Consider the following 24,626-nt stretch of genomic DNA (forward strand, 5'->3'; position numbering starts at 1 on the left):
AGTTTAAACAAGTTTTAAATTTAAACACATAGACATAATAGTGAAAGGTCAGGTTTATAATAAGCCTGACCTTTTCATTGAAATTAAAATTGGTTATATTAAAATTTGTAGTTTAATCCTATTTGGAAAACGCGGTTGGTTTCTTTATCCTTCATATTTTCCGGCTTACCAGAGTTATTAGCCACGTGGGTAAGGCTGTTTACATATCTTGCATTAATACCTAAATTAGGTGTAAAATAGTATCCAAGTCCAAGCCCAAAGCCTAAATTCAGTTTTTTTACTCTGTCTTTTTCAAGATCACGGGAATAAGATTCCGTCTGGGTAGTTGTATTTCCTCCCACAGTAGTAGTGGTAATCATATCACCAGTATATTTACCATTAATAAAATAGCTTACTTCTGGACCTGCTTCGATATAGAAGTTGTCTGCAGGTTTCATGTGAAGCATTACGGGTACGGAAATATAATTCAGGCTATAATTTTCTTGTACTTTTACTGAAGTATTGTCTGGAAGATCTCTTTCTGTAAGGACACTTTTACTTCCTAATTGATTATATAAAACTTCCGGCTGGATTGCAAATTTTTCTGATAAAGGTATATTAACAAACACCCCTGCATTGAATCCTGGTCTAAGGTTTTTTGTGCTAAGCTGCTGCTCGCTGAACTGAGAAAAATTTACTCCACCTTTAATCCCGAATCTTATAGGCTCTTTTACTTTAGTCATTGGTGCTGCTGTTACATTCTTCGTTTCCTGAGCAAATACTAACGAGCCAGCGACCATAGCTAGTCCTAGAAATAACTTGTTCATAATTTATCTTTTAAAATTTTACTTTATTATTATCTGACATTCAATCAGACTTGGTTTGTTTTGCAAAATGCTTGCCAAATATTGATTTATCCTTTATTAATAAGCATTTACAGAAATTCACATTATTAAAAATAATAATTATAAAAACAAAATATATAAAATAAATTATCAGTAAATCAATTTTAAATTTATTTTATACATAAAATGCATTTAATCAAATAATGAAAATTATTAATTTTTTTTATAAACATGTTGCAGAAAAAATATATAAAAATCAGAGATTATGCTTGATTTTACATATTGATTAGCAAGAAATACTATTTTTTATATTACAATTTATAAAAACAATTAGTTTCTCTGCATTAAAATATGCCTATACTTACTACTCCCCGGATTTCATTAGACTAAAAAACCGGGCATGGAACCCGGTTTAAGATTAAAATATATTAAGTTCTTATTTAAATTTATAAGCTAAACCTAATTGGAATGCACCAGTTTTTACTTTATCTTCTGAATTATTTTTATAAATATTTGTAAGACCTCCCATGTATCTTAATGTAGCACCAAACTGTGGAGTAAAGTAATACCCGGCTCCGATTCCTATGCCCATGTTAAAACCATTTGTATATTGTTTAACATCACCATCAGTAACAATATTGTTATTACTTTCGCTTTTCAATTTATTCTTAGCGCTTACCAAGATTCCAAACTCAGGTCCTGCTTCTAAATAAAAGTTTGGAAGTACATTATATTGCAACATTACAGGAATTGTAATATAGTCCAAATTTTTAACGAATGAATATTTCTTTCCAAAAAGGGTCTGGCTAAATTTGCCTCCATATTGAGAATATAAAATTTCCGGTTGTACACTGAAAGATCCGGCTACAGGAATATTGGCAAATGCTCCGGCATTAAAACCTACTTTTCCGTCTCGATCTTCCATTCCTCCACCTTTCGACATAGCAGAAAAGTTAACGCCGGCTTTTACACCAAAAGTAACTGGTAATGTGGATGTTTTTTGTTGTGCAAATGTAAATGAACCAGCCATAACTGCTAATCCTAAAAAAAAATTTTTCATAATTTGTCTTTTAATTTATTTTTTTGTCTGTTTTAGAGATGGTATTTATAAATTGTTTACCATACAGAGACTGTTAATGGTTATAAAAAACCAGGCATAAGCCCGGCTAAAATTTTGTTTTATGAATGTATATGAAGTTATTATTTGAATTTATAAGCCAACCCAACCTGGAAGACATTATTTCTTACCGCATCACCAGAATTGTTCTTATAAGTATCCGTAAGACCTGCTACATATCTTGCAGTAATACCAAACTGAGGAGTAAAATAATATCCGGCTCCAATTCCTAAGCCCACGTTAAAGCCTTTTGTAAATTGCTTAACGTCACCATCAGTCACAATATTGTTGTTACTTTCACTTTTCAACTTGTTTTTAGCACCTACTAAAAACCCAAACTCCGGCCCTGCTTCTAAATAAAGGTTAGGAAGTGCATTATATTGAAGCATAACAGGAACAGCAATATAATCTAAATTTTTAGAGAAAGAATATTTTTTCCCAAAAAGAGTTTGGTCATACTTGCTTCCATATTGAGAATATAAAACTTCCGGCTGTACACTAAAAGAGCTTCCAACAGGAATATTAGCAAATACCCCGGCATTGAAGCCAACTTTTGAGCCTTGATCCTCCAATTCATTACTTTTTGATAAGGAAGAAACATTCATACCTGCTTTTACACCAAAGGTAACTGGTGATGCAGATTTATTCTGTTGAGCAAATGTAAATGAACCAGCGATAGCTGCCAATCCTAAAAATAATTTTTTCATAAAATGTTTTTACTATGATTAGATTTAATTTTAATTTGTCATTATTGTTATTGACTTTTTATTATTGTCAATACGCATGCCAAACAGGAAAAACATGATAAAACTCATAATAAAATAATATAAAACGATAAAAAATTATAAACTATTATAGTAATTTTATATTAAAAACAAAAACAATAAAACAAAATTTATGTATATTTTTAATTTATATAACTGTTATTATTTAAATTAATTCACAAAAAAAACCGGATTATGATTTAATCCGGCTAATTATTAATACTTTTTAAATTACTTTTAAAACTTATAAGCTAATCCAATTTGGAAAACATTGTTTTTGCCCTCTTCCTGAACACCATTTGACTTTTTGGTAATATCAACAACACCTGCTACGAATCTTGCGGTAACACCAAATCCGTCTACAATATAATATCCAGCCCCTAAACCAATACCAAAATCAAATCCTTTGACAAAATCTTTTGCATCTACAGAGACAGACTGATATTTAAATTTAGAGTTAACCAGGAAACTGAATTGTGGCCCAGCCTCCAAATACAAATTCGGTAATGCGTTATACTGGAACATTACTGGAACTGAAATATAATCAAGATTTATTTTAAGATCATTTACATCTTTTGCTTTTGAACCTACACCATTGTATAATACTTCAGGTTGTACTCCAAATTGTGACGACAAGGGAATATTTGCAAAAGCACCTCCATAAAAACCTGCTTTTGCTTTAGAATCTCCTCCTGTAGTACTTGAGATATTAAGACCAGCTTTCACACCAAATCTCACAGGTGAGGATGATTCTTTAGCTTTTTCCTGAGCGTAAGCTAATGAACTTAAAGAAATTGCAATTCCTAAAATTAATTTTTTCATAGTCATTTATTTAATATGAATGATTTTTTTAATTTGAAACTTCTAGAATGCAAATTTCTTGCCAAAATATTCTGTATTAATATAATTTTGTATAAAAAAAAACATTTCTTTATTGCATATACTATATATCATTCTTTATATTTTAGTTTTAAGCTAAAAAAATCAGGATTATAAATATAAACCTGATTTATTGAAATCAATTTCTGTTATTACTAACTTGTTTTAAATTTAAATGCCGGACCAAATTGATGTGGAAGTAGTTGTTATTGTCTTCATCTGTGCAAATACTAATAAATCTTTGGTAACTGCATATTACTAAAAGCTAAAATTTACTTTTTGATAACTTTTCTTTTATATTTTACTACTTGTCAGTTTTGCTTTCGACGGAGAATACCTTTCAAATTGTTTGCCAAAATAAAAATTTTGATGAAAAATAAAAACAAAATTAATTATTTTAACAAATTGTTTTAATTTACAGTTAACTGTTAATCAATAGCATAAAGCATAATTAAATAATTGTTTAGAAAAAATATAAATTGTAATTTTTTTTATTATAAATCTGAAATTAAATATAATTTTCTTTATGCATCATTCAGTTTTCTATAAAAATCCAAAGAAGCTTTTATATTTTTCTGGCTGCAACGATGATCAAATGCACAAGAGCCAATTCCTGACAGCAGAGAAAAATTAATTCTACTGTCTGTATTTTTCTTATCATTGACCAGCAAAGAGAAAATATCATCATCCTTAAAATCACTAATATCTAGGTAAGGATAATACTTTTGAAGGCTTTCGATAATCAGTACAGCATCTTCCTCAGAGATCAACCCCTCAAGGAAAGCTAGATGAGCTTCGGTAATCATCCCCATCGCTACAGCCTCACCATGAAGAATCGGGTTCCCTTGATCTAAGTATAAACTTTCAATGGCATGGCCGATTGTATGCCCAAAATTCAGTGTTTTTCTGATGTTTTTCTCATGAAAATCCTTTTCCACAACATCCTGTTTAATATCTATAGAAGCCTGAATATGAGGTACAACACCTTCCACATCCAATTTATTGATTTGAACCAGATTTTCCCAATGATGTTTGTCTGCAATTAATCCATGTTTCATCATTTCTGCGAAACCGCTTCTTAACTGCTTAAAAGGAAGTGTTTCTAAGAATTTTGGATAAATGAAAACCTGTTCAGGGAAAGAAAATGTTCCTACCATATTTTTATAATGCATCAGGTCGATCCCCGTTTTTCCACCGATTGATGCATCACACATAGACAAAAGGGTGGTGGGAATATTAATAAACCGTATACCTCTTTTATAGGTAGAAGCCACAAAACCTCCCATATCTGTAATCACTCCGCCTCCCAGATTTATAATCAGGGCTTTTCTATCCGCCTGCATTTCTGTAAGAATTTCCCAAAGCTGATTGGCTGTCTGAATATTTTTCATTTCTTCGCCGGCTTCAATCTCAAGAATTTCAAAACCAAGGTCTGTTTCCATATTTCCCAAAAAAATAGGAAGACAGTATTCGTGTGTATTTTCATCAACCAAAATAAAGATTTTACTGAATGATTTTCCGTGAAGGAAATCATTTAATTGAGAAAAATTATCGTTTAATAATGTTATCATTTTGAGATTTTCTGTTGAGTTAAGAATAAAACTATAATACAAAGTTATGATTCTTAATTTTTAACTCGTTATTAAATATACTATCTTTGCAGAAATTTTTAGAATGAGCAGAGATAATAACAATTCAGAACGACCAAAGAGACCAAGAATTTCAACCAAGAAAAATTCTGATCATTCTCGTGCTTCCAAATCTGGAAATTCTTCAGAATCAAAACCTTTTAAAAAGTCTTATCCAAAAGCAGGAGAGAGAAACTCAGACTCAAGGAGAAGTGGTGGTACCAGCTACCAAGATCGAATGGATAAGAAATATGGAAAAACCGAACAACAGCCTTTTATAACCAATTCAAATGAGGAGAAAAAGACCTTCGGGAAATCTGCTCCGAAAAGAGGCGCCGGGAAGAACTTTGATACAAGAGATAAATATGAAAGAGGCAGCCTGAAATACGGAAGAAGACCGTCTGCAGGTGGAGAAGAAAGACAAGACAAGGCAAAATCTTTTGTTCAGAAAAGAAAATTGAACAAGATTGATAAAGATGTTCATAAAGACACTATCCGTCTCAATAAATACATTGCCAATTCCGGCATCTGTAGTAGGAGAGAAGCTGATGAGCTGATTACACAGGGCCTTGTTGAGGTAAACGGAAAGGTGGTGACAGAAATGGGGTATCAGGTTCAAAAAACAGACAGAGTTGTTTTTGACGGACAAAACATTACACCAGAAAAACCTGTTTATGTTCTTCTAAATAAGCCAAAAGGTTATATTTCTACCACCAAAGATGATAAAGCAAGAAAAACAGTAATGGACCTTGTAGCCAACGCTTCACCTTACCGCCTGTTTCCTGTGGGAAGGCTTGACCGCTCTACAACCGGAGTTATCTTGTTAACAAATGACGGGCATATGACAAAAAAACTGACACACCCTTCTTTTGATGCAAAAAAAATTTATCATGTAACGTTGGATAAAAAGCTTACCCATGAGGATATGAAGCTGATTGCAGAGGGAATCCGTCTGGATGAGGGGATAGCTGTTGTAGATCAGATCTCTTTTATTGAAGGAAAACCGAAGAATGAAGTTGGGATAGAAATTCATATCGGCTGGAATCGTGTGATCAGAAGAATTTTTCAAAGATTAGGATACGAGGTGGAAGCTCTTGACAGGGTAATGTTTGCCGGACTGACGAAGAAGAATATCAAAAGAGGACACTGGAGAATCCTTACGGAACTGGAGGTGAATAATCTTAAAATGCTTTAATAGTTATAAGTTTTGAGTTATGAATTATGAGTTTTGATTGATCGTAGCTTATATCATATTTATTATAAAAAAGACGTTGAATTTTTTCAGTGTCTTTTTTATTTATACTTAAAACTTAATGCTTCGACTCCGCTCAGCCTGACAATCCTAATACTATTTGTAGTTTAACCATTGTCAGGCTGAGCGGAGTCGAAGCATTATTTATAACCAGTTTATTAAAAAGCTACTTTAAAAAAATCATAATCCATAATTCAAAAAAACTAACCCAAAACAGTAACTCCTTTCTGGATCATTTCATAAATCGCATCCCTTCCGTTATCCGGCTTTACATTGACAGCACGAGTTCCGTTGAAGTGAAGACAAGTGATATAGCCGTTTGCAACCGCATCCGTACAGGTAAACTTAACGCAATAATCCATCGCTAAGCCTACAATTTCCACCAATTGAATATCATGATATTTTAAAAAATCATCAAGACCGGTTTTCATAAAATGATTATTGTCCTGAAAGCCGCTGTAGCTGTCGATTTCAGGATTTTTCCCTTTTTGTACGATATGGGTTACTTTATCTCTGTTCAGATCCTTATGAAATTCTGCCCCGAAAGTTCCCTGTACACAGTGATCGGGCCACATAAATTGCGGAACCCCATTTAGAATAATACTTTCCCCAACATTTCTACCATTGTTGCTGGCGAAGCTTTTATGATTTGCAGGATGCCAGTCCTGAGTTAAAACAATCTGGTCGTACTCATTCTCTTCCATGAGCGCATTGATGTATGTAATAACTTCATTTGCACCAGGAACTGCCAATGCACCGCCTTCACAAAAATCATTCTGTATATCAACGATTATTAACGCTTTTTTCATATTTAGATTTCTCGAATTTTTGATAAATTTACAAAAACTAACACGCAAAAATTTGTCCAAAGCCAGATTATCGGACAAATCGGCAACATAAAAATTTTAAATCTAATAAAATGAGTGATTTAGAGAAAAAGAAATTTCCTATCGGCCAGTTTGAAATGCCTGAAAACATTTGTGATATCAAGCTTGATGAATACATTAAAGTAATTAAAGATTTCCCCGGAAGACTTAAAAACCTCATCGAAAACTTTACTGATGACCAGCTGGATACACAATATAGAGAAGGAGGATGGACGGTAAGACAGCTCGTTAATCACCTTGCAGACAGCCATATCAATAGTTTTATGAGGCTCAAACTAGCCCTTACAGAAGATAATCCTACCATAAGACCGTATGATGAAGCAAAATGGGCAGAACTTCAGGATAGTGCAAGCATGCCCATAAAACCAGCCATGAGAATGATCAAAGGGACTCATCAGCGATGGACAGCTTTATTAAAAACCATGACCAACAAACAGTTTGAAAGAACTTTCTATCACCCGGAACAAAATAAAAAATTTGATCTAAGGAGCTATCTGGCTCTCTATGCCTGGCATTGTAATCATCATTTTGCTCATATTGAATATTTGAAGAAAGATAAAGGTTGGTAAAGAAAAATCTGCATAATCGGGTTCATTTTGAGGAAATTATACACAGGATTTCCGGCCTGTCTGAAAACTCGAAAAGGAAATGGGGAAAAATGGATGTCTGTCAAATGATGAGACACTGTAATCTTGTACTTCAGATTCCTTTAAAAAGGCTGGAATTACCCGCCATCAATCCTCTTTTTGGGACAATAGGAAGAATTACTAAAATCGAAATGCAGATTTTTAATAACGGAATTCCCAGAAATATGCCTACTTTTCAAAAACTAATCATTAATTTTGATTGCGAATTTGATAATGAAAAACAAAACCTTTTGAAAACACTCGATGAGTACTGGAATGCTTTTAAAAATACAAATCTTCCTGATCATCATGTGCTTTTTGGGAAAATGAAAGAAAAAGACTGGGGTTTCCTGGAGTTTAAGCATCTTGATCATCATTTAAAACAATTTAATGTATGAGTTTTTTTGATAAAATATTCAGTGGAAAGAATGAAAATCCTAAAAAAGATTCTTTCTGGAAAAAAATTGAGTCTGAAGAAGATCTGAAAAATGCCATTGAGGAATCTTTTAATTACAGAATTGCAATTTTTAAACATTCTACAAGCTGCTTTATCAGCAAAACGGTTTTGAGGAATTTTGAGAAAGAAATTGAAAACCTTGATCAAAAAACAGATTTATATTTTCTGGATCTGCTGAAATACAGGACAATTTCTAATAAAATAGCAGAAGATCTAGAGGTAAGGCACGAAAGCCCTCAATTAATTGTGATAGAAAACGGAAAAGCAATCAATAACGCTTCACACCAGCACATATCGATAGAGCAAATTATACAATGAAAAATATTAATAACTATTTAGCGAGGGTTTTAAGTGTTCCTGTAGAAAAGGTGAGCATGTGCAGCCTGCAGTATGAGGTAAAAAAAATACAGAAAAATCAGTTTCTTTTACAATATGGCGAGGTCTGCAGATATATCTACTTTGTTGAAAAAGGGCTTTTAAAAATGTATTCTATCGACAAAAACGGGAAAGAGCACATTATACAGTTTGCGCCTGAAAGCTGGCTGATTTCCGATCGAAGCAGTCTTTATTTCAACGAAAAATCGGTATATTATATTGAAGCGGTTGAGGATTCTGAGGTCTTGTTGTTTCACCCTGACTTTATGAGTAAATTAGTCGGAGAATTCCCGAACAGCCTTGAAAAAAGTGATATTTTAGTACAGAAACATATTAAAAGCTTACAAGACAGAATCAATTCATTACTAGCCGAAACCGCCGAGGAACGCTATATGCAATTTATTAAGATGTACCCGGATCTGCTTTTGAGGGTTCCGCAATGGATGATCGCTTCCTATCTGGGAATCACTCCTGAAAGCCTTAGCCGTGTAAGAAAAGAGCTGGCAAGAAAAAATTTCGTTCCGAATAATAAGTAGGTGGGGAGAGTGCAGCTGGGTGCTAGGGGTTTACAGATAAGCGTTATGTTTCCCCTTCAATAAATTTGAACATACAATTTTTAGACTTAAACTACGTTCCTCTTCCAGTTTCCATCATCCTGCCCAATTTTCCCACTTGCCTTAACTTCGACTGTGTTTCCTCAGTCCATGGAAGGCCAATGCAGAGCCGCATACAGTTTTCAAACTGATTCTGAAGCGTAAACATTCTCCCGGGAGCAATGCTGATATTTTCCTTAATTGCAAAATCGTATAAAGCTGTTGTTTTAATATTCTTATCAAATTCCACCCATAGAGAAAGGCCTCCTTGCGGACGGCTGGTTCGGGTACCCTCAGGAAAAGATTCTGCAATCGTCTGCACATAATTTTGGTAATTATTATGCAAAGCTTTCCGCATATACTGCAGGTGTCTTTCATATTTCCCGGACTTCAGGAAATTGGCAACCGCTTCATTAACAATCGAAATTGAAGATGTAGAATGTAAGAGTTTCAGTTTTAAAATTTTATCCTTGTATTTTCCAGGAGCAATCCATCCTACACGGTATCCAGGAGCCAGTGTTTTTGATATAGAGCTGCAGTAGAGGACATTTCCCTCTCTGTCAAAAGATTTACAGCATTTCGGACGGACGGCGCCAAAATAAAGATCCCCATAAACATCATCTTCAATCAAGGGAATCCCGTTTTCGGAAAGGAGCTTCACTACTTCTTTTTTGTTTTCCTCAGGCATACAGCTTCCCAAAGGTGCATTATAATTCGGGATCAATAGGCAAAGATCAATCTTTTTTAATACTTTTTTGAGTGCATCAACTTCAATGCCTGTTGTAGGGTGGGTTGGAAGTTCCAGAACTTTCAGTCCTAATCCGTTGGCCAGCTGCAAAATCCCCGGATAACAAGGGCTTTCGATAGCAATAGTATCTCCGGGCCTGCCCAGGGCCATCAGGCAGAATGACAGCGCATTCATACCTCCGTTTGTTGTAACCAGGTCGTTCTCATGAAAATTTCCTCCCCATTGCAAAGACCGCTGGGCAATCATTCGTCTTAATTTTACATTTCCCTGCAGTTCTTCATATTCTGTTCCGCCATCTCTTAAAGTTCGTGTGGCGTTGATGATTTCTTTTTTAAGCTTTGCTAAAGGCAAAAGGTCTCCGGACGGAACTCCTATGGAAAAAATAGTCAGGTCTTTTTTACCTATATTTTCATAGATTTTATTAATCAGTTCATCAGGTTCGTCGTTATTAGCTATTAAAGAAGGCCTGCTCACCTCAGGAAGTGGCAATGTTACAGAAAGAATATTACTTACAAAATAGCCCGACTGCGGCTTGGCATCTATAAGAGATTGAGATTCCAGCTCAAGGAAGACACGTTTTGCTGTGTTCATACTGATCTGGTGGTCGAGACATAATTTTCTTATAGAAGGAAGTTTTTCGCCAGCCTTTAACACCCCGCTCCGGATATGAGATGCGATTCCGTTGGCGATTTCCGTATACAAATATTCTTTATTCATTTCTAAAAGGTTTAATTCAACATTAAACTGTATCCATGCAAATATACAAAATTGATACTGTGTTTATCTATTCCCTTTTTTAATTTTGACTTCAATAAATTAAATTAAAATGAAAACAAATACTATATCAAAAGACCAGACTCTAAATGGCTGGATCAATGGCTTCATCGGAGTTTTGCTTTTCAGCGGATCAATGCCTGCCACAAAGTTAGCCGTAATGGAAATGAACCCTATTTTTGTAACCATTGCAAGAGCCGGAATTGCCGGAGTTCTCGCACTTTTTGTGTTATTGATATGTAAAGAGAAGCGTCCGTCAAAAGAACAGTTTTTTCCTTTGATTTTAGTATCGTTAGGATGTGTGATAGGATTTCCTTTGCTTTCATCTTTGGCCCTACAGTATCTCACCTCAGCACATTCCATTGTCTTCCTGGGGATGCTGCCATTAATGACCGCTCTGTTTGGGGTATTCCGTGGAGGTGAAAGGCCCCATCCTGTATTTTGGTTTTTTTCTATTGTAGGGAGCTTACTGGTGATGGGGTATGCTTTTTCCCAAGGGATTTCTGCATCTCCCATAGGCGATATTCTCATGCTGTCGGCCGTTGTTCTATGCGGGATGGGATATGCGGAAGGTGCTAAACTTTCAAAGACATTGGGCGGATGGCAGGTGATTTCCTGGGGCTTGGTTCTGGCTTTACCCTTTGTGCTTCCTTTATTTTTTATTTATTTTCCCGAAAATATTGAGGTGGTAAGTTTTAAGGGATGGTTTGGGTTATCTTATATCTCTTTATTCAGTATGTTCATTGGTTTTATATTCTGGTATAAGGGCCTTGCACAGGGCGGGATTACTACAGTGGGCCAGCTACAGCTTTTACAGCCATTTTTTGGATTAGCCTTAGCAGCTTATTTCCTTCATGAGCCGGTAAGTATTGGTATGGTGGGAATCACAATCGGGGTAATTCTTTGCGTAGCCGGGACTAAGAAATTTGCTAATTAATTTCAGATAAATAGCTATTATGATCATAATCATGAAAAGATAACATTATATATGCATATATTTGAATTATACCATTGTTAAAATTAAATATTATGAAATTTGTCTTGCCATCTACAATCTTAGAATTTCTTATCCTGGGTTGTCAAAAGAAAACGAAAATCACGATACTTCCATACCAGAGTTATCATCTAGTGTTAATATGGCTACGACATGAGATTTGCCAAGTTGAGATTCAGCTGTATACAGGAACATGCTATATACCGATACACTTGATACCATTACAACTTCGAAATAAATTTACCCTTCAATAGATTTATAATCCGTTTTAGTAAAAAGAAACGGAATAATTACATTTCTCACTTGTTCAAAACAGTCTTAGTATAAAAAGGTTGTTGTAATCCACACATACTATTTACAAATTTGAAATAAAATATTTTAAATATAAATATTAAAATACAATTAAAAAATTACTCTGAATTATAAAATTAATATTAATGAGGTTTAATTTTTGCATTCATAAAAAAATTATTTACCAATTAATTTTCTACATAAGAATGCTTTAACACTAAAAACAGTTATTATGATTATTAAAGAAGAAATATTGCATTCTGTAGGAGCAAGCATAAGACATTATAAATCCTCGGAAATTATATTTAGCGAGGGAGATCCTCCTAAATACTACTATCAGATCATCAGAGGAGAAGCGAAACTAAACAATTACACAGATGATGGAAAAGAAATCATCCAATCTCTTTTAGAAGATGGGCAAAGCATCGGGGAATCTTTACTTTTCATGGATAGGCCTTACCCCATAAATGCTATCGCAACTACCATCTGTAAGATCCTGCGACTTCCAAAAACCATATTCTTTGATCTTTTGAAGCTTTATCCGGAAATATGCCTTGACATGAACAGATTACTTTCACAAAGACTATATTTTAAGCTGATTATGGCACAAAACTTGTCTTCTCAAAATCCGACAGCCAAACTCATCGTCTTAATGGATTATTTAAAAAGTTTCCAGAAAGAGCAGTCCCCATATTCATTCATGATTCCATTAACGAGGCAACAGATGGCAAGTCTTACCGGTCTTTGTGTAGAGACGGCCATAAGGACAATTAAGGTCATGGAAAAAAACCGAATAGTAAAGATCAAAGATCGTAAAATATTATATTAAAGCTGGCTTCAATACTAATTTTTATGATTTTTTATTAAGAAAATTGTTTAAAATAATAGCTATGAAAACAATCAGCTGTATGAATATTGATCCTCAAACATTATACAAATTCGGAGGACAGGGCAAAAAATACAATGCTAAAGATATTATTTACCAAGAAGGCGATCCCGCACTTTATTATTATCAAATTACAAAAGGAAAAATAAAACAAAATAGTTACAATGAAGAAGGGAAAGAGTTTATTCAGAATATTTTAGGAGAAAATCAAAGTTTCGGGGATCCGATGCTTTTTTTAGAAAAATATTATATTATGAATGCCATATGCTTAACTCCGGCAGAGGTAATAAGAATGCCCAAAAATAATTTCCTGGAAATGCTGGAGAAAAACCCGAAACTTTCCCTGGAAATGAATGCCTGCCTTTCTCAAAGACTATATTTTAAGGCAATAATGCTTCAGAGCATTTCTTCACAAAATCCTGTGTTGAGATTGAAAGGCTTATTAAATTATCTTAAAAGCTATAATGCAGATGAATGCGAACAGTGCTTTCATGTGGAGCTTACTAGACAGCAAATTGCTAACCTAACCGGCCTGCGCGTCGAAACCGTCATCAGAGCCTTAAAAAAAATGGAAAAACAAGGCGAACTTAAAATAGATAATCGGAAAATTTTATATTAATATCGATGAACATGACTCCGGTCATAAAAAAGTGAATCATTGCAACGTATATTTGACTTAGTAATTATCGATATTTCATCTAACCTCTGTTGAGGATTCATTCATAAGAAAGCTTTTTAGCTTTTGTACTCAATTTAAATTAAACCAAAACCATTGCTGTCTAATACTAGTCACGGCCGGCAATACATCATTTAATATTAATAATAAAAAATTCAGTTATGAACACTAGAAATTCAAAAAATCGTAGTTCAAGAGGAAGTTCTTCAAGCAATCTAGAAGAAATTTATCAATTAGGTTATGACCACGGTTATAATGACGCATCTCAGGATGAAGAGTATGATGATGATTTTTCAGAATATGAAGACTATTTCGATGAAGATGAAGATTACGAGGATGACGACTATGATGATGAAGATTATGACAACAGAAGAGTAGGAAGAAGCAGTAATGGCAGCCAGGGAAGATTCACTTCAGGAGGCAGATCATTCAACTCAAATAGTGACAATTATGACAGAAGACATGACAATCCGGGAAGGCCAAGAGGAAGCAGAAATGGCGGCGGAAGGTCTTCAGGATCAGGTTCAAATTCTAATTCAGGAAGATCAGGAAACAACGGCGATTCAGGTCGAGGTTCAAATTCAGGATCGGGAATATCCAGAAGAGGTTTTGCATCAATGAGCAAAGCTGAACGTACGAGAATAGGTCGTATGGGAGGCCAAGCTTCTCACGGAGACGAAAGATCTTCAGGTTCCGGCAGGTCAGGATTTGGAGGCAGACGTAATAATTCATAATTCTTTTTCCATGATTACCTCTTTATTGATTTGATTATTTAAAGGAAAGGGGTAATCTTTTAAAAAACCAAACACCACATCAGATTATGGCAACAAAAACATCAGATTCTAAAAGCAGAACTACCGGTATTGGTACAGTTTCTACATCAAATTCAGCATTCACAGAAAAAACTACGACAAAAGACAATGCAAAAGTGTATGAAAACGAGATGAAAAATTCTCTTCTTCACAAATTCTTCGTTTCTGCACTTAAAGATATTTACTATGCAGAAAACGCAATCATCGATGCATTGAAAAAAATACAGGATGCCGCAACTACAGATGAGCTGAAAGAGGTTTTTGAAGACCACCAGCTTCAGACAAAAAAACATGTTAGCCGTCTCGAAAAAGTATTTAAACTAATTGATGAAACTCCCGAGAAAAAAGAATGTAAAGCCATCAAAGGCATCATCGAAGAAGTTGAAGAAATCATCAAATCTACAGAAGAAGGTTCTATGACACGAGATGCAGCCCTAATTATCACAGCACAAAAAGTAGAGCATTACGAAATTGCCACCTATGGCGGACTGGCACAGCTTGCCATCACAATGGGCCATGATAAAGCAGCGGATCTTCTTGAAAAAACATTACAGGAAGAAGAAGACACAGACTATGAACTTACGGAAATTGCGGAAACTTATATCAATTTCGACGCAGAACAGGAAGATTAGTCTTAAAAAATAAAGCCATGTAGAGCTTTCTATATGGCTTTTCACTAACCACGAATACTCAAATTATATGAACAGCAGAAACATCATAAACAGACTAAAGTCTGGACACTTCGTAGAGATAAACAATAAAGGAAGCTGGTTTGAAGATGGCTCTACCATCTATGCTAAAGAAATTAAGGATAATATTTTTCTGCTTTTTATTGTTTTAAAAGATTTGCAGATCGAGAATATGCGAGTACTTATAGCTCATTTTGAAAGTTTTCAAAGCATAGGCATCCGGAAACCGGCGCAGATCATGTTTTATCTTTCTATTAAAAGTAAGGAAGACCTTCATTATTTTGAAAAATATTTATGTCAACTGAAAACGAATTAGTAAATTAAGATTGAGGTTAAATTTTTTAATCTTTTAAATAAAAAGCACACCCAATCACAAGCCATTGCAGAACACACAGAGTATAGCATCTGGGACTGGGAAGAAACACCGGAATTAAATAAAATAAAACACTTAAATATTAAAATCATGGAATTTCAGAAAAACCTTTTAGAATACATCAGCCAGTGTTTACTGACTTCAGGTGAAACAATTTCCGTCGTAGAAAGCGTTACATCAGGCTGCTTACAACTAGCTTTTTCACAAATGCCGAATGCTTCAATGTTCTATAAAGGAGGTATGACGGCATACACATTACCAGAAAAAGTAAGATTATTAAACGTAGATAAAAATGAAGCTGAAGATTGTGACTGCGTATCAGAAAATATCGTAGAAACAATGGTCTTAAATATTGCTAAAATTTTTGAGTCCGACTGGTCAATTGCTACAACAGGCTATTGCACACCGATTCGCAATTCTTTTTATAAAATTTTTGCTTATTTCTCTTTTGCTTATAAAGGGGAAATTATTTTAACTAAAAAACTCGAGCTGCACCCAAAAATTCAGGCGTTAAATGCACAGCTGTATTACACGGAGTTTATCTTGGGATGTTTTAAAAGTGAGATCAACCAATTATTAATCTTAAAATAAACTGGCTTTAACCAGTTAAGTCATAAACCTTACTGTTTTTGAAAAAATTTCAACAGACTTTTCCATTTCGTTAAAATTTAAATTTCCAAATCCTAAACGCATTGCTGTAAGTTCCTTATTTTGGTATAGCAAAGTCTTAGGTATGAACAGGTTATTTTGAGCGCAGTTCCTCGACAGCTGCATAAGATTGATCGGCACTTTCCATTCTGTCCAAACAGCAAGCCCGCCCGATGGTGTTTCAAAACCTAAAAAATTCCCTAAGTTTTCCTGAATTAAATGAATAAAAAAGTCTCTTCTTTCCTGGTAAATTTTTAATGATTTTTTTAAATATCGGTTAATTTCTCCTTCCGCAATCATTTCTCCTAAAACATGTTCCATCAGAATATCTCCCTGTCGATCAATAATTCCCAAATATTTTCGCATTTCAATCATGAGATTTTCCGGAGCAACAATAAATCCTGTCCTGAAACCCGGAGCCAGAGACTTTCCAAATGAGCCAATATAAATCACCATCCCATTTGTATCTGCGCTCGCCAGAGGAAGAATAGGACTTTTATCATAATGAAAATCGTAATCATAATCATCTTCTAAAATAATGAAGCCAAACTCATTTGCAAGATTCAGCAGTTCTAGCCTTCGCTGTGCGCTCAATGTAACTGTGGTTGGATAATGATGATGGGGCGTAAGGTATAACATTCTGATTTTTTGTCTTTTACACAGCTCCCTGACCGCATCTACATTAATCCCATCATTGTCAATAGGTACAGTGATAATGTTTACGCCCGTCTTTTGAAAAATCATATTAACCGAAAAATAGCTTAAAGCTCCGATTATGACGGTATCATCTTCTGAAAGAAGAATTTCTGATACAATATATATGCTCATTTCCGTGCTACGGGTAATCAGTAAATTATCATTTGAAATAGGTAAACCTCTTGATAAATTTAAATATTGTGAAAGATTTTTTTTAAAAAATTCACTACCATCTTGATTATAATATCCTATTTTATGAGCTTTCCTTTTCAGTATCGAACTGTAAATTCTTGAATGCTGATCAATCTGAGTCAGACGGATGTCGGGAACACCGTCGTTGAAAATAAATTCACAGTTGGAATGCTCAAAAGGATTATCTAAAATATTGGATGTTTTGAAAGAAAAACCGGTAGTTTCGGGGTAATTTTTGAGATTTATTGAAAAAATATCATTAAAATCAAATGGTTTTTCGTCATTTTTCCCCATCACAAAAGTTCCTTTATTTGGAACGCTTTCTACCCATCCCTGAGCAAAAAGTTCGTCATAAACGGCAACAATTGTATTCCTGTGAACCTCTAAAATTTGGCTTAATGATCGTGTTCCTGGGAGCTTAGTACCAATAGGAAGGAATCCTCGTTGAATAGCATTAATCAATTGATTGGTGATCTGCATATATATAGCAACATCGGAATTTCTATCGATTTTAATAAAACTTTGATAAGGAATCTCAACCGGACTATTCATAATGTAAAAACTGGCACCATTAAACCATCCGGCAATATACTATTTTTGGTAAAACAAAAAGAATGGAATTTTACAATCTTTTAGAAAAAATAGTTCAACACGATGAAAGTCATGCTAAATGGCTCAACACACTTTCATTTATGGAAAATGCAGGTGCAAGAAAAATTTCCGCTTGCGAACATTCTACAAAAGTAGATCTGATCCAGCTAAAGCATGCAGCAGAAGAGCATCGACATGCTTATTATCTCAAAAAACAGATCCTAAAAATTAACCCGCAAATCTGTAAAAGCTATGAAAATTATGAACTTCTTGCTTCAGTCGCAACAAAGCATTATCTCCACTCATTAGATATCAAATCCTGTAAATATCTCCAAGAAAAATTTCGATTGACAAAGGAAGAGCTTAAATATGCAGCCTATCTTTTCGTTACCTATGCCATTGAAGTTCGGGCTGATGAATTGTACCCAGTATATCAGGAAATTTTAACAAAAACTTCTTCCAAAATTATGGTAAAATCTATTATTCTTGAAGAAGAAGGGCATTTGGAAGAAATGATCAGCCAGCTTAATGAATTTTCTGAAGATTGGAAAGCGCATGCTGAAAACATCTTAATGATTGAAAAGAGGCTACACGAAGAGTGGATCAGTGCAATTGCAAAAGAGATTTTAGAAATTAACTATGCTTAATAATTTCTGTCACTTTGAACAATTTTTAGAAAAACGAAAAGAAAATGGTACGCTTAGAGTTTTAGGCCAAAAGCGGGAAGGGATAGATTTTTATTCTAATGACTATTTAGGATTGGCAAAAAATGATAAGTTTAAGAATCTATTATTAAAAAAAGTTTTAGAAAACCCCAAATTACTTTCAGGAAATACCGGTTCAAGATTAATAAGCGGAAATAGTTTTATAACAACGGAGACCGAAGATTTTATCGCCAAAGAGCATCAATATGAAAGTGCTTTGCTTTTTCCGTCCGGCTATAATGCTAATCTGGCTTTATTTTCAACACTTCCAACCCGTCATGATACCATTATTATCGATGAACAAATCCACCGTTCCGTTCATGATGCCTGCAAAATGTCTCATGCTAAAAAATTGAAATTCAAGCATAACGATATACAACACTTAGAAGAGATTTTAAAAAAGCAAAAGGAAGTTTGTTATATAGCAGTTGAAAGCCTGTATTCAATGGACGGAGATATGGCTCCCATTATACAAATCGTAGAAATCGCAGAAAAATATAATGCAGGATTAATAGTGGATGAAGCTCATGCTTTTGGAATTTTTGGGTATGGTTTAGTTGAAAAATTTCACCTTCAGGAAAAAGTATTGGCAACAATAGTTACTTACGGAAAAGCTCTTGGAACACACGGTGCAGCTATCTTGACAAAAGACATTATCAAGCTTTACCTCATCAATTATGCATCGCCTTTTATTTATACCACCGCGCCACATGATTTTCTATGGATGAGCATAAAAACAGGATATGATTTTTTAAAGGCAAACAAAATATTATCAGCCCAATTACAGGAAAAAATAAAAATTTTTAGAGAGCAGAATATAAAAAGTCCATCTTCTGAAAACAGTCCTATTCAAGCTATTTTACTTCCTGATAATCAACAACTAAGAAAACTAAGGGAAAATCTTTTTGAAAGTAACTTTCTAACTTATGCCGTTTTTAGCCCGACGGTAAAAGAAGGTACAGAAAGACTGAGAATATGCCTGCATAGTTTTAACACAGAGAAAGAAATTTTGGGATTAACAAAGATTGTAAAGGCTTTTATTTAACTATGGATACAAAATTTAAATTAAATAAATCAAAACAAAAAAAACTTTTCATTACCGGAGTCGGAACTGAAGTTGGGAAAACGGTTTGTTCAGCTGTTTTAACGAAATATTTCAATGCAGATTACTGGAAACCCGTACAATCGGGAGATCTCCATTTTTCAGACAGCATGAAAATAAAAAAATGGGTAGGAGAAGGCACGGTATGCCATCCTGAAACCTATCGTTTTCAGCTTGCTGCCTCGCCTCATCAGTCTGCATTTGAAGAAGGAGTAGTAATAAATCTGGATAAATTTATGCTTCCGGAAACCAGCAATAACCTGATCATAGAAGGAGCAGGAGGCTTAATGGTACCATTGAATGGTAGTGATTTCATCATTGATTTAATTAAAAAATTACGTATTCCTGCAGCAATGGTGGTAAGAAATTATTTAGGATGTATCAATCATAGCTTATTATCCATTCTAGCTTTAAATCAAAAAAAAATAAAACTAGAATATCTCATTTTAAACGGAAATTTTCCACCAGCTACAGAAAAAGTCATTTGCGAAAATATTCAACCGGAAACACAAATTATAAGAATTCCTGATATTGAAGAGATAACACAGGAAAATTTAGAAAATATTGTAAAAAATTTAGAAAGAATAAAATAATGGATAAAAAAAATCAACTCAGAACCAATTGGACAAAAGAAGAAATTGAAGAAATTTACAATCTTCCCCTTTTAGAATTAATATACAAAGCAGCCACAATCCACCGGAAGTGGCATAATCCTGAAGAGATTCAGATCTCAACTCTGCTTTCTATAAAAACCGGCGGCTGTCCCGAAGATTGCTCGTATTGCGGACAAGCCGCCCGTTATCACACCAACATCAAAGTGCAGGCATTACTGCCCACAGAGCAGGTAATCGAACATGCAAAAAAGGCTAAAGAAAGCGGCTCATCACGTTTCTGTATGGCTGCGGCATGGCGAGAGGTGCGTAATAACCGTGATTTTGACAGGGTAATTGATATGGTAAAAGGTGTCAATGAGCTTGGGATGGAAGTTTGCTGTACCCTCGGGATGCTGACAGAAGAACAGGCAATCCGCCTTCAGGAAGCTGGTTTGTATGCATACAACCACAATCTGGACACTTCGGAACAATATTACGAGGAAATCATTTCTACAAGAACTTTTGACAACCGAATCAATACCATCAATAATGTAAGAAAAGCAGGAATTACGGTATGTTCAGGAGGAATTATCGGGCTTGGAGAAACGCATAGAGACAGAATTTCGATGCTATTAACACTTGCAACCATGCCAAAACATCCGGAATCTGTTCCTATCAATGCTTTGGCAAGGGTAGAAGGAACTCCTCTTGAAAATAATGAAAAGGTTGACACCTGGGAAATGGTGAGAATAATCGCTACAGCGAGAATTGTAATGCCTTCATCCATGGTGCGTCTGAGCGCAGGAAGAATTGAAATGACAGAATTTGAGCAGGGTTGGTGCTTTATGGCGGGAGCAAATTCCATCTTTACAGGCGAAAGGGAAACCTTGCTGGTAACACCTAACCCGGGCGTTTCTGAAGATATGCAGATGTTGCAGACATTAGGATTGAAGCCAATGATGAGACAAAAAACAACATGTTAAAATATGAATGGTGAATGGTATTTTTTTTAATTGGAAAAGTTCACCGTACATTTTTTCAGATTCATAATATTACTCATATTTTTATATCAATACTCATGAATTTAGCAATGCGAGATAAGGCCGTCAACTGGCATCCGTACACACAGATGAAAACCGCTGAAGATGTAATTCCCATTGTAAAAGGAAAAGGTGCTTATCTTTTTGATGAAGACGGGAAAAAATATATTGATGCCGTTTCTTCCTGGTGGGTAACCTTACATGGTCATTCCAATCCTTATATTGCACAAAAGGTTTTTGATCAGTTAAACATCCTTGAACAGGTAATTTTCGCTGGATTTACCCATGAGCCGGCAATTAAGCTGTCTGAAAATTTATTAAGGCTTTTACCCAAAAATCAAGAAAAAGTGTTTTATTCCGATAATGGTTCGACTGCCGTGGAAGTAGCTTTGAAAATGTGCATTCAATATGCCTATAATCAGGGAAAAGAAAAGACAAAAATTTTGGCTTTTAAAAATGCCTATCATGGCGACACATTCGGAGCTATGTCGGTGAGTGGCAGAAGCGTATGGACCAAACCTTTCGGTGAGATGCTTTTTGAGGTTGTTTTCATTGATACTCCAAATGCAGAAAATATTGAAAGATTAAAGAATGAGATCAAAAGCTGTAAAGATGAAATTGCCTGCTTTATTTACGAACCGCTTGTACAGGGAGCTGCAGGGATGCTTATGCACCAGCCGGAACACTTATCAGAATTAATGAAATTTTGCAAAATGCAGAATATTTTACTCGTTCAGGATGAAGTTTTCACAGGGTTCGGAAGGACAGGAAATTTGTTTGCAGCCGATTACCTTTTGGAAAAACCGGATATTATGTGCTTTTCAAAAGGACTGACCGGAGGAACAATGCCAATGGGGATTACCACCTGCTCTCAGGATATTTTCAATGCTTTTTTATCTGAAGATCAATATAAAACTTTATTTCATGGTCATTCATTTACGGCCAATCCTCTGGCCTGTACTGCTGCTTTGGCTAGCATGGAACTTTTATTAAAAGAGGAAACTTTAGAAAATATTAACCTTATCAGTAATAAGCATTTAAAATTTTCAAAAATTTTACAGCAACATCCGAAAGTTGAAAATGTTCGCCATATAGGAACCATCTTAGCATGGGATTATAAAACCGGTGAAGGAACTTCTTATTTTAATGATATCAGAAAAAAATTGTACCAAGAGTTTTTAAGCAGAGGAATATTGATACGTCCTTTAGGAAATGTAATGTATCTTGTTCCACCATATTGTATAACTTCGCAGGAACTAGATTTTATATACCGGAATATTTTAAGTGTTATGGACCAATTAAAAGCTTGATATTTTTGATTTGAAGAATAAAATTAAAATTACTTTTAAGCCGGGACTTTCAGAGGTTTCTCACTTCAACAATTATTTCAAAAAGCATACATGAACCGATCCCGTACAATACAAAAAAGATTGCAGGTAATTTATAAAAAGAGGCTGTCTCACTTTTGAGACAGCCTCTAAAAAAACACAAATGATGAAAAAAAATTATTTCGATTTGCAAATATAGTAAAAATACCTATGTAAAACATAATAGATGATTACTATTTTAAAAATTTATCCTGCATTTATTCTCTGAGAGGTCGTAAAAAATCCTAAACTCACTAGTACTATATTATAACACCTACTGCAAAGAGTTTCACAGTATTTTCAATTGATTTTACACCATAATTAATATTCTAATTTTAAAATTCATTTGATAATCAATTAAACATATTATTTTTAAATTAGTCTGCATGATTATAATCATGAAAAAGTATGTTCAATGATTCATTAATTTCAAAATCTTAAAACAAATAATATTTTGTCATTAAAAAGTATTATTTTAAAGCCACCTTAAATTCATTTGAGATTATTTAACAAAATATATTTTTTTTTAATTTTGTGTCAACATATTATTTACTATGAAAAAAATTTTATTACCATTATCTTTTTCCTTGGGATTTTTTGCATTTTCGCAAGTGACAAAAACTGAAGCTCCTGCTGTAGATTCTACAAAAGCATGGAGTATACAGGGACAAAATACTCTAATGCTCAATCAGGCGGCATTTTCAAACTGGGTAGGCGGTGGTGCCAATAATGTAGGCTGGCTTGCCGGAGTGAATTACAATCTAACCTACGAAAAAGGAAAAGATCTTTGGGAAAACACCGTCCTTTTAGGTTATGGTCAAAATAATACAAAAGGTGTAGGCACAAGGAAAACTCAGGATGTTATCAATCTTTCCACAAATTACGGCAGAGAATTTGTAAAACATTGGTACCTTTCCGGCGGTGCGAGCTTACAGACACAGTTTGCTGCCGGTTATCAGGATGGGAACAATCCGGAAGCCGCAAAAATTTCCAATTTTATGGCTCCGGGTTATCTGAATATTGGAGCAGGAATCACTTACAGGCCAAATGATAATTTTACAGTAACTCTACGTCCCGCAAACGCAAGATGGACTTTCGTTCTTGATAAAGACCTTCAATATGCAGGAAATTATGGATTAAAAAATGATGGAGATTCTTCATTATTCCAGTTCGGTTTTCTGGGAACTGCCATGTATAAGCTGAAAATTATGGAAAATATTACACTTACCAATACAGGTTCTGTATTCTCAAACTACCTCAATCATCCTGAAAGGCTCGTTCTTTCCTACAGCGGAATTTTAAATATGAAAATTAACAAATTCATCTCCACTAATATTACTCTAGATCTGCTGTATGATCATAACCAAATCAGGAGAACCCAGCTGAAACAAACGCTTGGAGTAGGTTTCGCATACAATATCGAAAACGGAAAAAAACGATCTGAAAATAAAAACAACCAATCCTGGCTGAAATAGTAATCATTCAATGTAAAAATAAAAAGACCAACTTTGCAGGTGGTCTTTTTATCTTATGAATGCAAGTTAAGAATTTATGTTTTTCTAATTTCCTGCTTTTTATCCTCAGTTTAGTTTTTTCACATTAATCTAAAGGTCGTCTGCCTGTAATAATATTATAAAGAATTACTACAATCGCAATTACTAGTAATACATGAACTAAATATCCTGTACTCATGCCCGGTACAATACCTAACATCCCTAAAAGCCAAACTACAATACAAATGACTGCTACTAACCATAATATACTTCTCATGACTAAAAATTTTAATGTTATTTGAATAAATTAATACATATATTGTGCCTTTTTATATAAAAATTTAAAATAAATACTATAGAAGTTGTTTAAACTTATTTAGACAAAAAAGTTCCAAGAAAATTAGCAATTTTGGATTGCAATTAAAAAAACTAATAATCTGGAACTCATCAGCAAAGATAAGTAACAAGAGATTGTTGGATATGTCTTGTGTTCAACTCGACGGAAGCCAAACCCGATGCAGAATGGGCGGAGAATCAACGGGATATCAAAGCAGG

General features: G+C 34.4%; 27 protein-coding genes. 18 read left to right on the forward strand and 9 right to left on the reverse strand.

The window, feature by feature from the left end; all coding sequences use genetic code 11:
• Positions 1 to 98: 98 nt before the first annotated feature.
• The 5 genes from BW926_RS12040 to aroB all read right to left on the reverse strand — a co-directional run bounded on the left by BW926_RS12040 (position 99) and on the right by aroB (position 5,155).
• Positions 99 to 806 (reverse strand): porin family protein, encoded by a 708-nt coding sequence (locus BW926_RS12040; RefSeq protein ID WP_076447386.1) that lies wholly within the window; start codon positions 804 to 806, stop codon positions 99 to 101.
• Positions 807 to 1,260: 454 nt separating this feature from the next.
• Positions 1,261 to 1,884, reverse strand: coding sequence for a porin family protein (locus tag BW926_RS12045; protein WP_076447388.1), 624 nt, complete (start codon positions 1,882 to 1,884; stop codon positions 1,261 to 1,263).
• A gap of 140 nt (positions 1,885 to 2,024) precedes the next feature.
• Entirely contained in the window at positions 2,025 to 2,648 is a 624-nt protein-coding gene (locus tag BW926_RS12050; protein ID WP_076447390.1) for a porin family protein, read from the reverse strand.
• A 294-nt stretch (positions 2,649 to 2,942) separates the two neighbouring features.
• Positions 2,943 to 3,527, reverse strand: coding sequence for a porin family protein (locus BW926_RS12055; RefSeq protein WP_076447391.1), 585 nt, complete (start codon positions 3,525 to 3,527; stop codon positions 2,943 to 2,945).
• A 581-nt stretch (positions 3,528 to 4,108) separates the two neighbouring features.
• Positions 4,109 to 5,155: a 3-dehydroquinate synthase gene (aroB, locus tag BW926_RS12060; RefSeq protein ID WP_076447393.1), complete on the reverse strand. Its 1,047-nt coding sequence runs from the start codon at positions 5,153 to 5,155 to the stop codon at positions 4,109 to 4,111.
• 103 nt (positions 5,156 to 5,258) lie between these two features.
• Here aroB and BW926_RS12065 point away from each other — a divergent pair, with 103 nt between their 5' ends.
• A complete protein-coding gene (locus BW926_RS12065; RefSeq protein ID WP_228403446.1) occupies positions 5,259 to 6,407 on the forward strand; it encodes a pseudouridine synthase in 1,149 nt (382 codons plus the stop codon).
• Positions 6,408 to 6,667: 260 nt separating this feature from the next.
• On the opposite strand, the gene pncA is transcribed toward BW926_RS12065, so the two are convergent.
• On the reverse strand, positions 6,668 to 7,273 hold the full coding sequence (pncA, locus tag BW926_RS12070) for a bifunctional nicotinamidase/pyrazinamidase (RefSeq protein WP_076447395.1): 606 nt from the start codon (positions 7,271 to 7,273) through the stop codon (positions 6,668 to 6,670).
• A gap of 110 nt (positions 7,274 to 7,383) precedes the next feature.
• Here pncA and BW926_RS12075 point away from each other — a divergent pair, with 110 nt between their 5' ends.
• From BW926_RS12075 to BW926_RS12090, 4 genes are read left to right on the forward strand one after another with little or no spacing between them, the layout of a single operon-like run.
• Positions 7,384 to 7,920 carry a YfiT family bacillithiol transferase gene (locus BW926_RS12075; RefSeq protein WP_076447396.1) on the forward strand — a complete coding sequence of 179 codons (537 nt, stop codon included), beginning with the start codon at positions 7,384 to 7,386 and terminating at the stop codon, positions 7,918 to 7,920.
• On the forward strand, positions 7,914 to 8,375 hold the full coding sequence (locus BW926_RS12080) for a DUF1569 domain-containing protein (protein ID WP_076447398.1): 462 nt from the start codon (positions 7,914 to 7,916) through the stop codon (positions 8,373 to 8,375). Before BW926_RS12075 ends, BW926_RS12080 begins: the two co-directional genes overlap by 7 nt.
• Positions 8,372 to 8,752, forward strand: coding sequence for a bacillithiol system redox-active protein YtxJ (ytxJ, locus tag BW926_RS12085; protein ID WP_076447399.1), 381 nt, complete (start codon positions 8,372 to 8,374; stop codon positions 8,750 to 8,752). The genes BW926_RS12080 and ytxJ overlap by 4 nt, the downstream gene beginning before the upstream one ends.
• On the forward strand, positions 8,749 to 9,345 hold the full coding sequence (locus tag BW926_RS12090) for a Crp/Fnr family transcriptional regulator (RefSeq protein WP_076447401.1): 597 nt from the start codon (positions 8,749 to 8,751) through the stop codon (positions 9,343 to 9,345). Before ytxJ ends, BW926_RS12090 begins: the two co-directional genes overlap by 4 nt.
• Before the next feature lie 91 nt (positions 9,346 to 9,436).
• Here BW926_RS12090 and BW926_RS12095 read toward each other — a convergent pair whose 3' ends face one another.
• Positions 9,437 to 10,867, reverse strand: a complete 1,431-nt coding sequence (locus BW926_RS12095) for an aminotransferase-like domain-containing protein (RefSeq protein ID WP_076447402.1) — start codon at positions 10,865 to 10,867, stop codon at positions 9,437 to 9,439.
• Between the two features lie 109 nt (positions 10,868 to 10,976).
• Here BW926_RS12095 and BW926_RS12100 point away from each other — a divergent pair, with 109 nt between their 5' ends.
• The 7 genes from BW926_RS12100 (at position 10,977) to BW926_RS12130 (ending at position 16,236) form a co-directional block, all read left to right on the forward strand.
• Complete coding sequence (locus tag BW926_RS12100; protein ID WP_076447404.1) at positions 10,977 to 11,861, forward strand: DMT family transporter; 885 nt, start codon at positions 10,977 to 10,979, stop codon at positions 11,859 to 11,861.
• A 580-nt stretch (positions 11,862 to 12,441) separates the two neighbouring features.
• A complete protein-coding gene (locus BW926_RS12105) occupies positions 12,442 to 13,038 on the forward strand; it encodes a Crp/Fnr family transcriptional regulator (RefSeq protein ID WP_083672320.1) in 597 nt (198 codons plus the stop codon).
• A 61-nt stretch (positions 13,039 to 13,099) separates the two neighbouring features.
• Positions 13,100 to 13,714, forward strand: coding sequence for a Crp/Fnr family transcriptional regulator (locus tag BW926_RS12110; RefSeq protein WP_228403447.1), 615 nt, complete (start codon positions 13,100 to 13,102; stop codon positions 13,712 to 13,714).
• A 218-nt stretch (positions 13,715 to 13,932) separates the two neighbouring features.
• Complete coding sequence (locus tag BW926_RS12115) at positions 13,933 to 14,505, forward strand: KGG domain-containing protein (RefSeq protein ID WP_076447405.1); 573 nt, start codon at positions 13,933 to 13,935, stop codon at positions 14,503 to 14,505.
• Between the two features lie 86 nt (positions 14,506 to 14,591).
• A complete protein-coding gene (locus tag BW926_RS12120; RefSeq protein WP_076447412.1) occupies positions 14,592 to 15,215 on the forward strand; it encodes a YciE/YciF ferroxidase family protein in 624 nt (207 codons plus the stop codon).
• Positions 15,216 to 15,282: 67 nt separating this feature from the next.
• Complete coding sequence (locus BW926_RS12125) at positions 15,283 to 15,588, forward strand: hypothetical protein (protein WP_076447414.1); 306 nt, start codon at positions 15,283 to 15,285, stop codon at positions 15,586 to 15,588.
• A 147-nt stretch (positions 15,589 to 15,735) separates the two neighbouring features.
• Positions 15,736 to 16,236, forward strand: coding sequence for a CinA family protein (locus tag BW926_RS12130; protein ID WP_076447415.1), 501 nt, complete (start codon positions 15,736 to 15,738; stop codon positions 16,234 to 16,236).
• Between the two features lie 15 nt (positions 16,237 to 16,251).
• Here the strand turns inward: BW926_RS12130 and BW926_RS12135 are convergent, their stop codons facing one another.
• Complete coding sequence (locus BW926_RS12135; protein ID WP_076447417.1) at positions 16,252 to 17,733, reverse strand: aminotransferase-like domain-containing protein; 1,482 nt, start codon at positions 17,731 to 17,733, stop codon at positions 16,252 to 16,254.
• 62 nt (positions 17,734 to 17,795) lie between these two features.
• Between BW926_RS12135 and BW926_RS12140 the strand changes: the two genes are divergently transcribed.
• The 6 genes from BW926_RS12140 (at position 17,796) to BW926_RS12165 (ending at position 24,053) form a co-directional block, all read left to right on the forward strand.
• On the forward strand, positions 17,796 to 18,419 hold the full coding sequence (locus BW926_RS12140; protein ID WP_076447419.1) for a hypothetical protein: 624 nt from the start codon (positions 17,796 to 17,798) through the stop codon (positions 18,417 to 18,419).
• Entirely contained in the window at positions 18,412 to 19,521 is a 1,110-nt protein-coding gene (locus BW926_RS12145) for an aminotransferase class I/II-fold pyridoxal phosphate-dependent enzyme (RefSeq protein ID WP_076447420.1), read from the forward strand. Before BW926_RS12140 ends, BW926_RS12145 begins: the two co-directional genes overlap by 8 nt.
• Before the next feature lie 2 nt (positions 19,522 to 19,523).
• Complete coding sequence (gene bioD / locus BW926_RS12150; protein WP_076447422.1) at positions 19,524 to 20,171, forward strand: dethiobiotin synthase; 648 nt, start codon at positions 19,524 to 19,526, stop codon at positions 20,169 to 20,171.
• Positions 20,171 to 21,154, forward strand: a complete 984-nt coding sequence (gene bioB, locus BW926_RS12155) for a biotin synthase BioB (protein ID WP_076447423.1) — start codon at positions 20,171 to 20,173, stop codon at positions 21,152 to 21,154. Before bioD ends, bioB begins: the two co-directional genes overlap by 1 nt.
• Before the next feature lie 95 nt (positions 21,155 to 21,249).
• Positions 21,250 to 22,521 carry an adenosylmethionine--8-amino-7-oxononanoate transaminase gene (gene bioA, locus BW926_RS12160; RefSeq protein WP_076447425.1) on the forward strand — a complete coding sequence of 424 codons (1,272 nt, stop codon included), beginning with the start codon at positions 21,250 to 21,252 and terminating at the stop codon, positions 22,519 to 22,521.
• Positions 22,522 to 23,132: 611 nt separating this feature from the next.
• On the forward strand, positions 23,133 to 24,053 hold the full coding sequence (locus tag BW926_RS12165; protein ID WP_076447426.1) for a DUF3078 domain-containing protein: 921 nt from the start codon (positions 23,133 to 23,135) through the stop codon (positions 24,051 to 24,053).
• A 124-nt stretch (positions 24,054 to 24,177) separates the two neighbouring features.
• Here BW926_RS12165 and BW926_RS14270 read toward each other — a convergent pair whose 3' ends face one another.
• A complete protein-coding gene (locus BW926_RS14270) occupies positions 24,178 to 24,348 on the reverse strand; it encodes a lmo0937 family membrane protein (protein WP_143756546.1) in 171 nt (56 codons plus the stop codon).
• Between the last annotated feature and the right edge of the window lie 278 nt (positions 24,349 to 24,626).

The sequence above is a fragment of the Chryseobacterium sp. RU37D genome (assembly GCF_900156075.1).
Classification (GTDB): domain Bacteria; phylum Bacteroidota; class Bacteroidia; order Flavobacteriales; family Weeksellaceae; genus Chryseobacterium.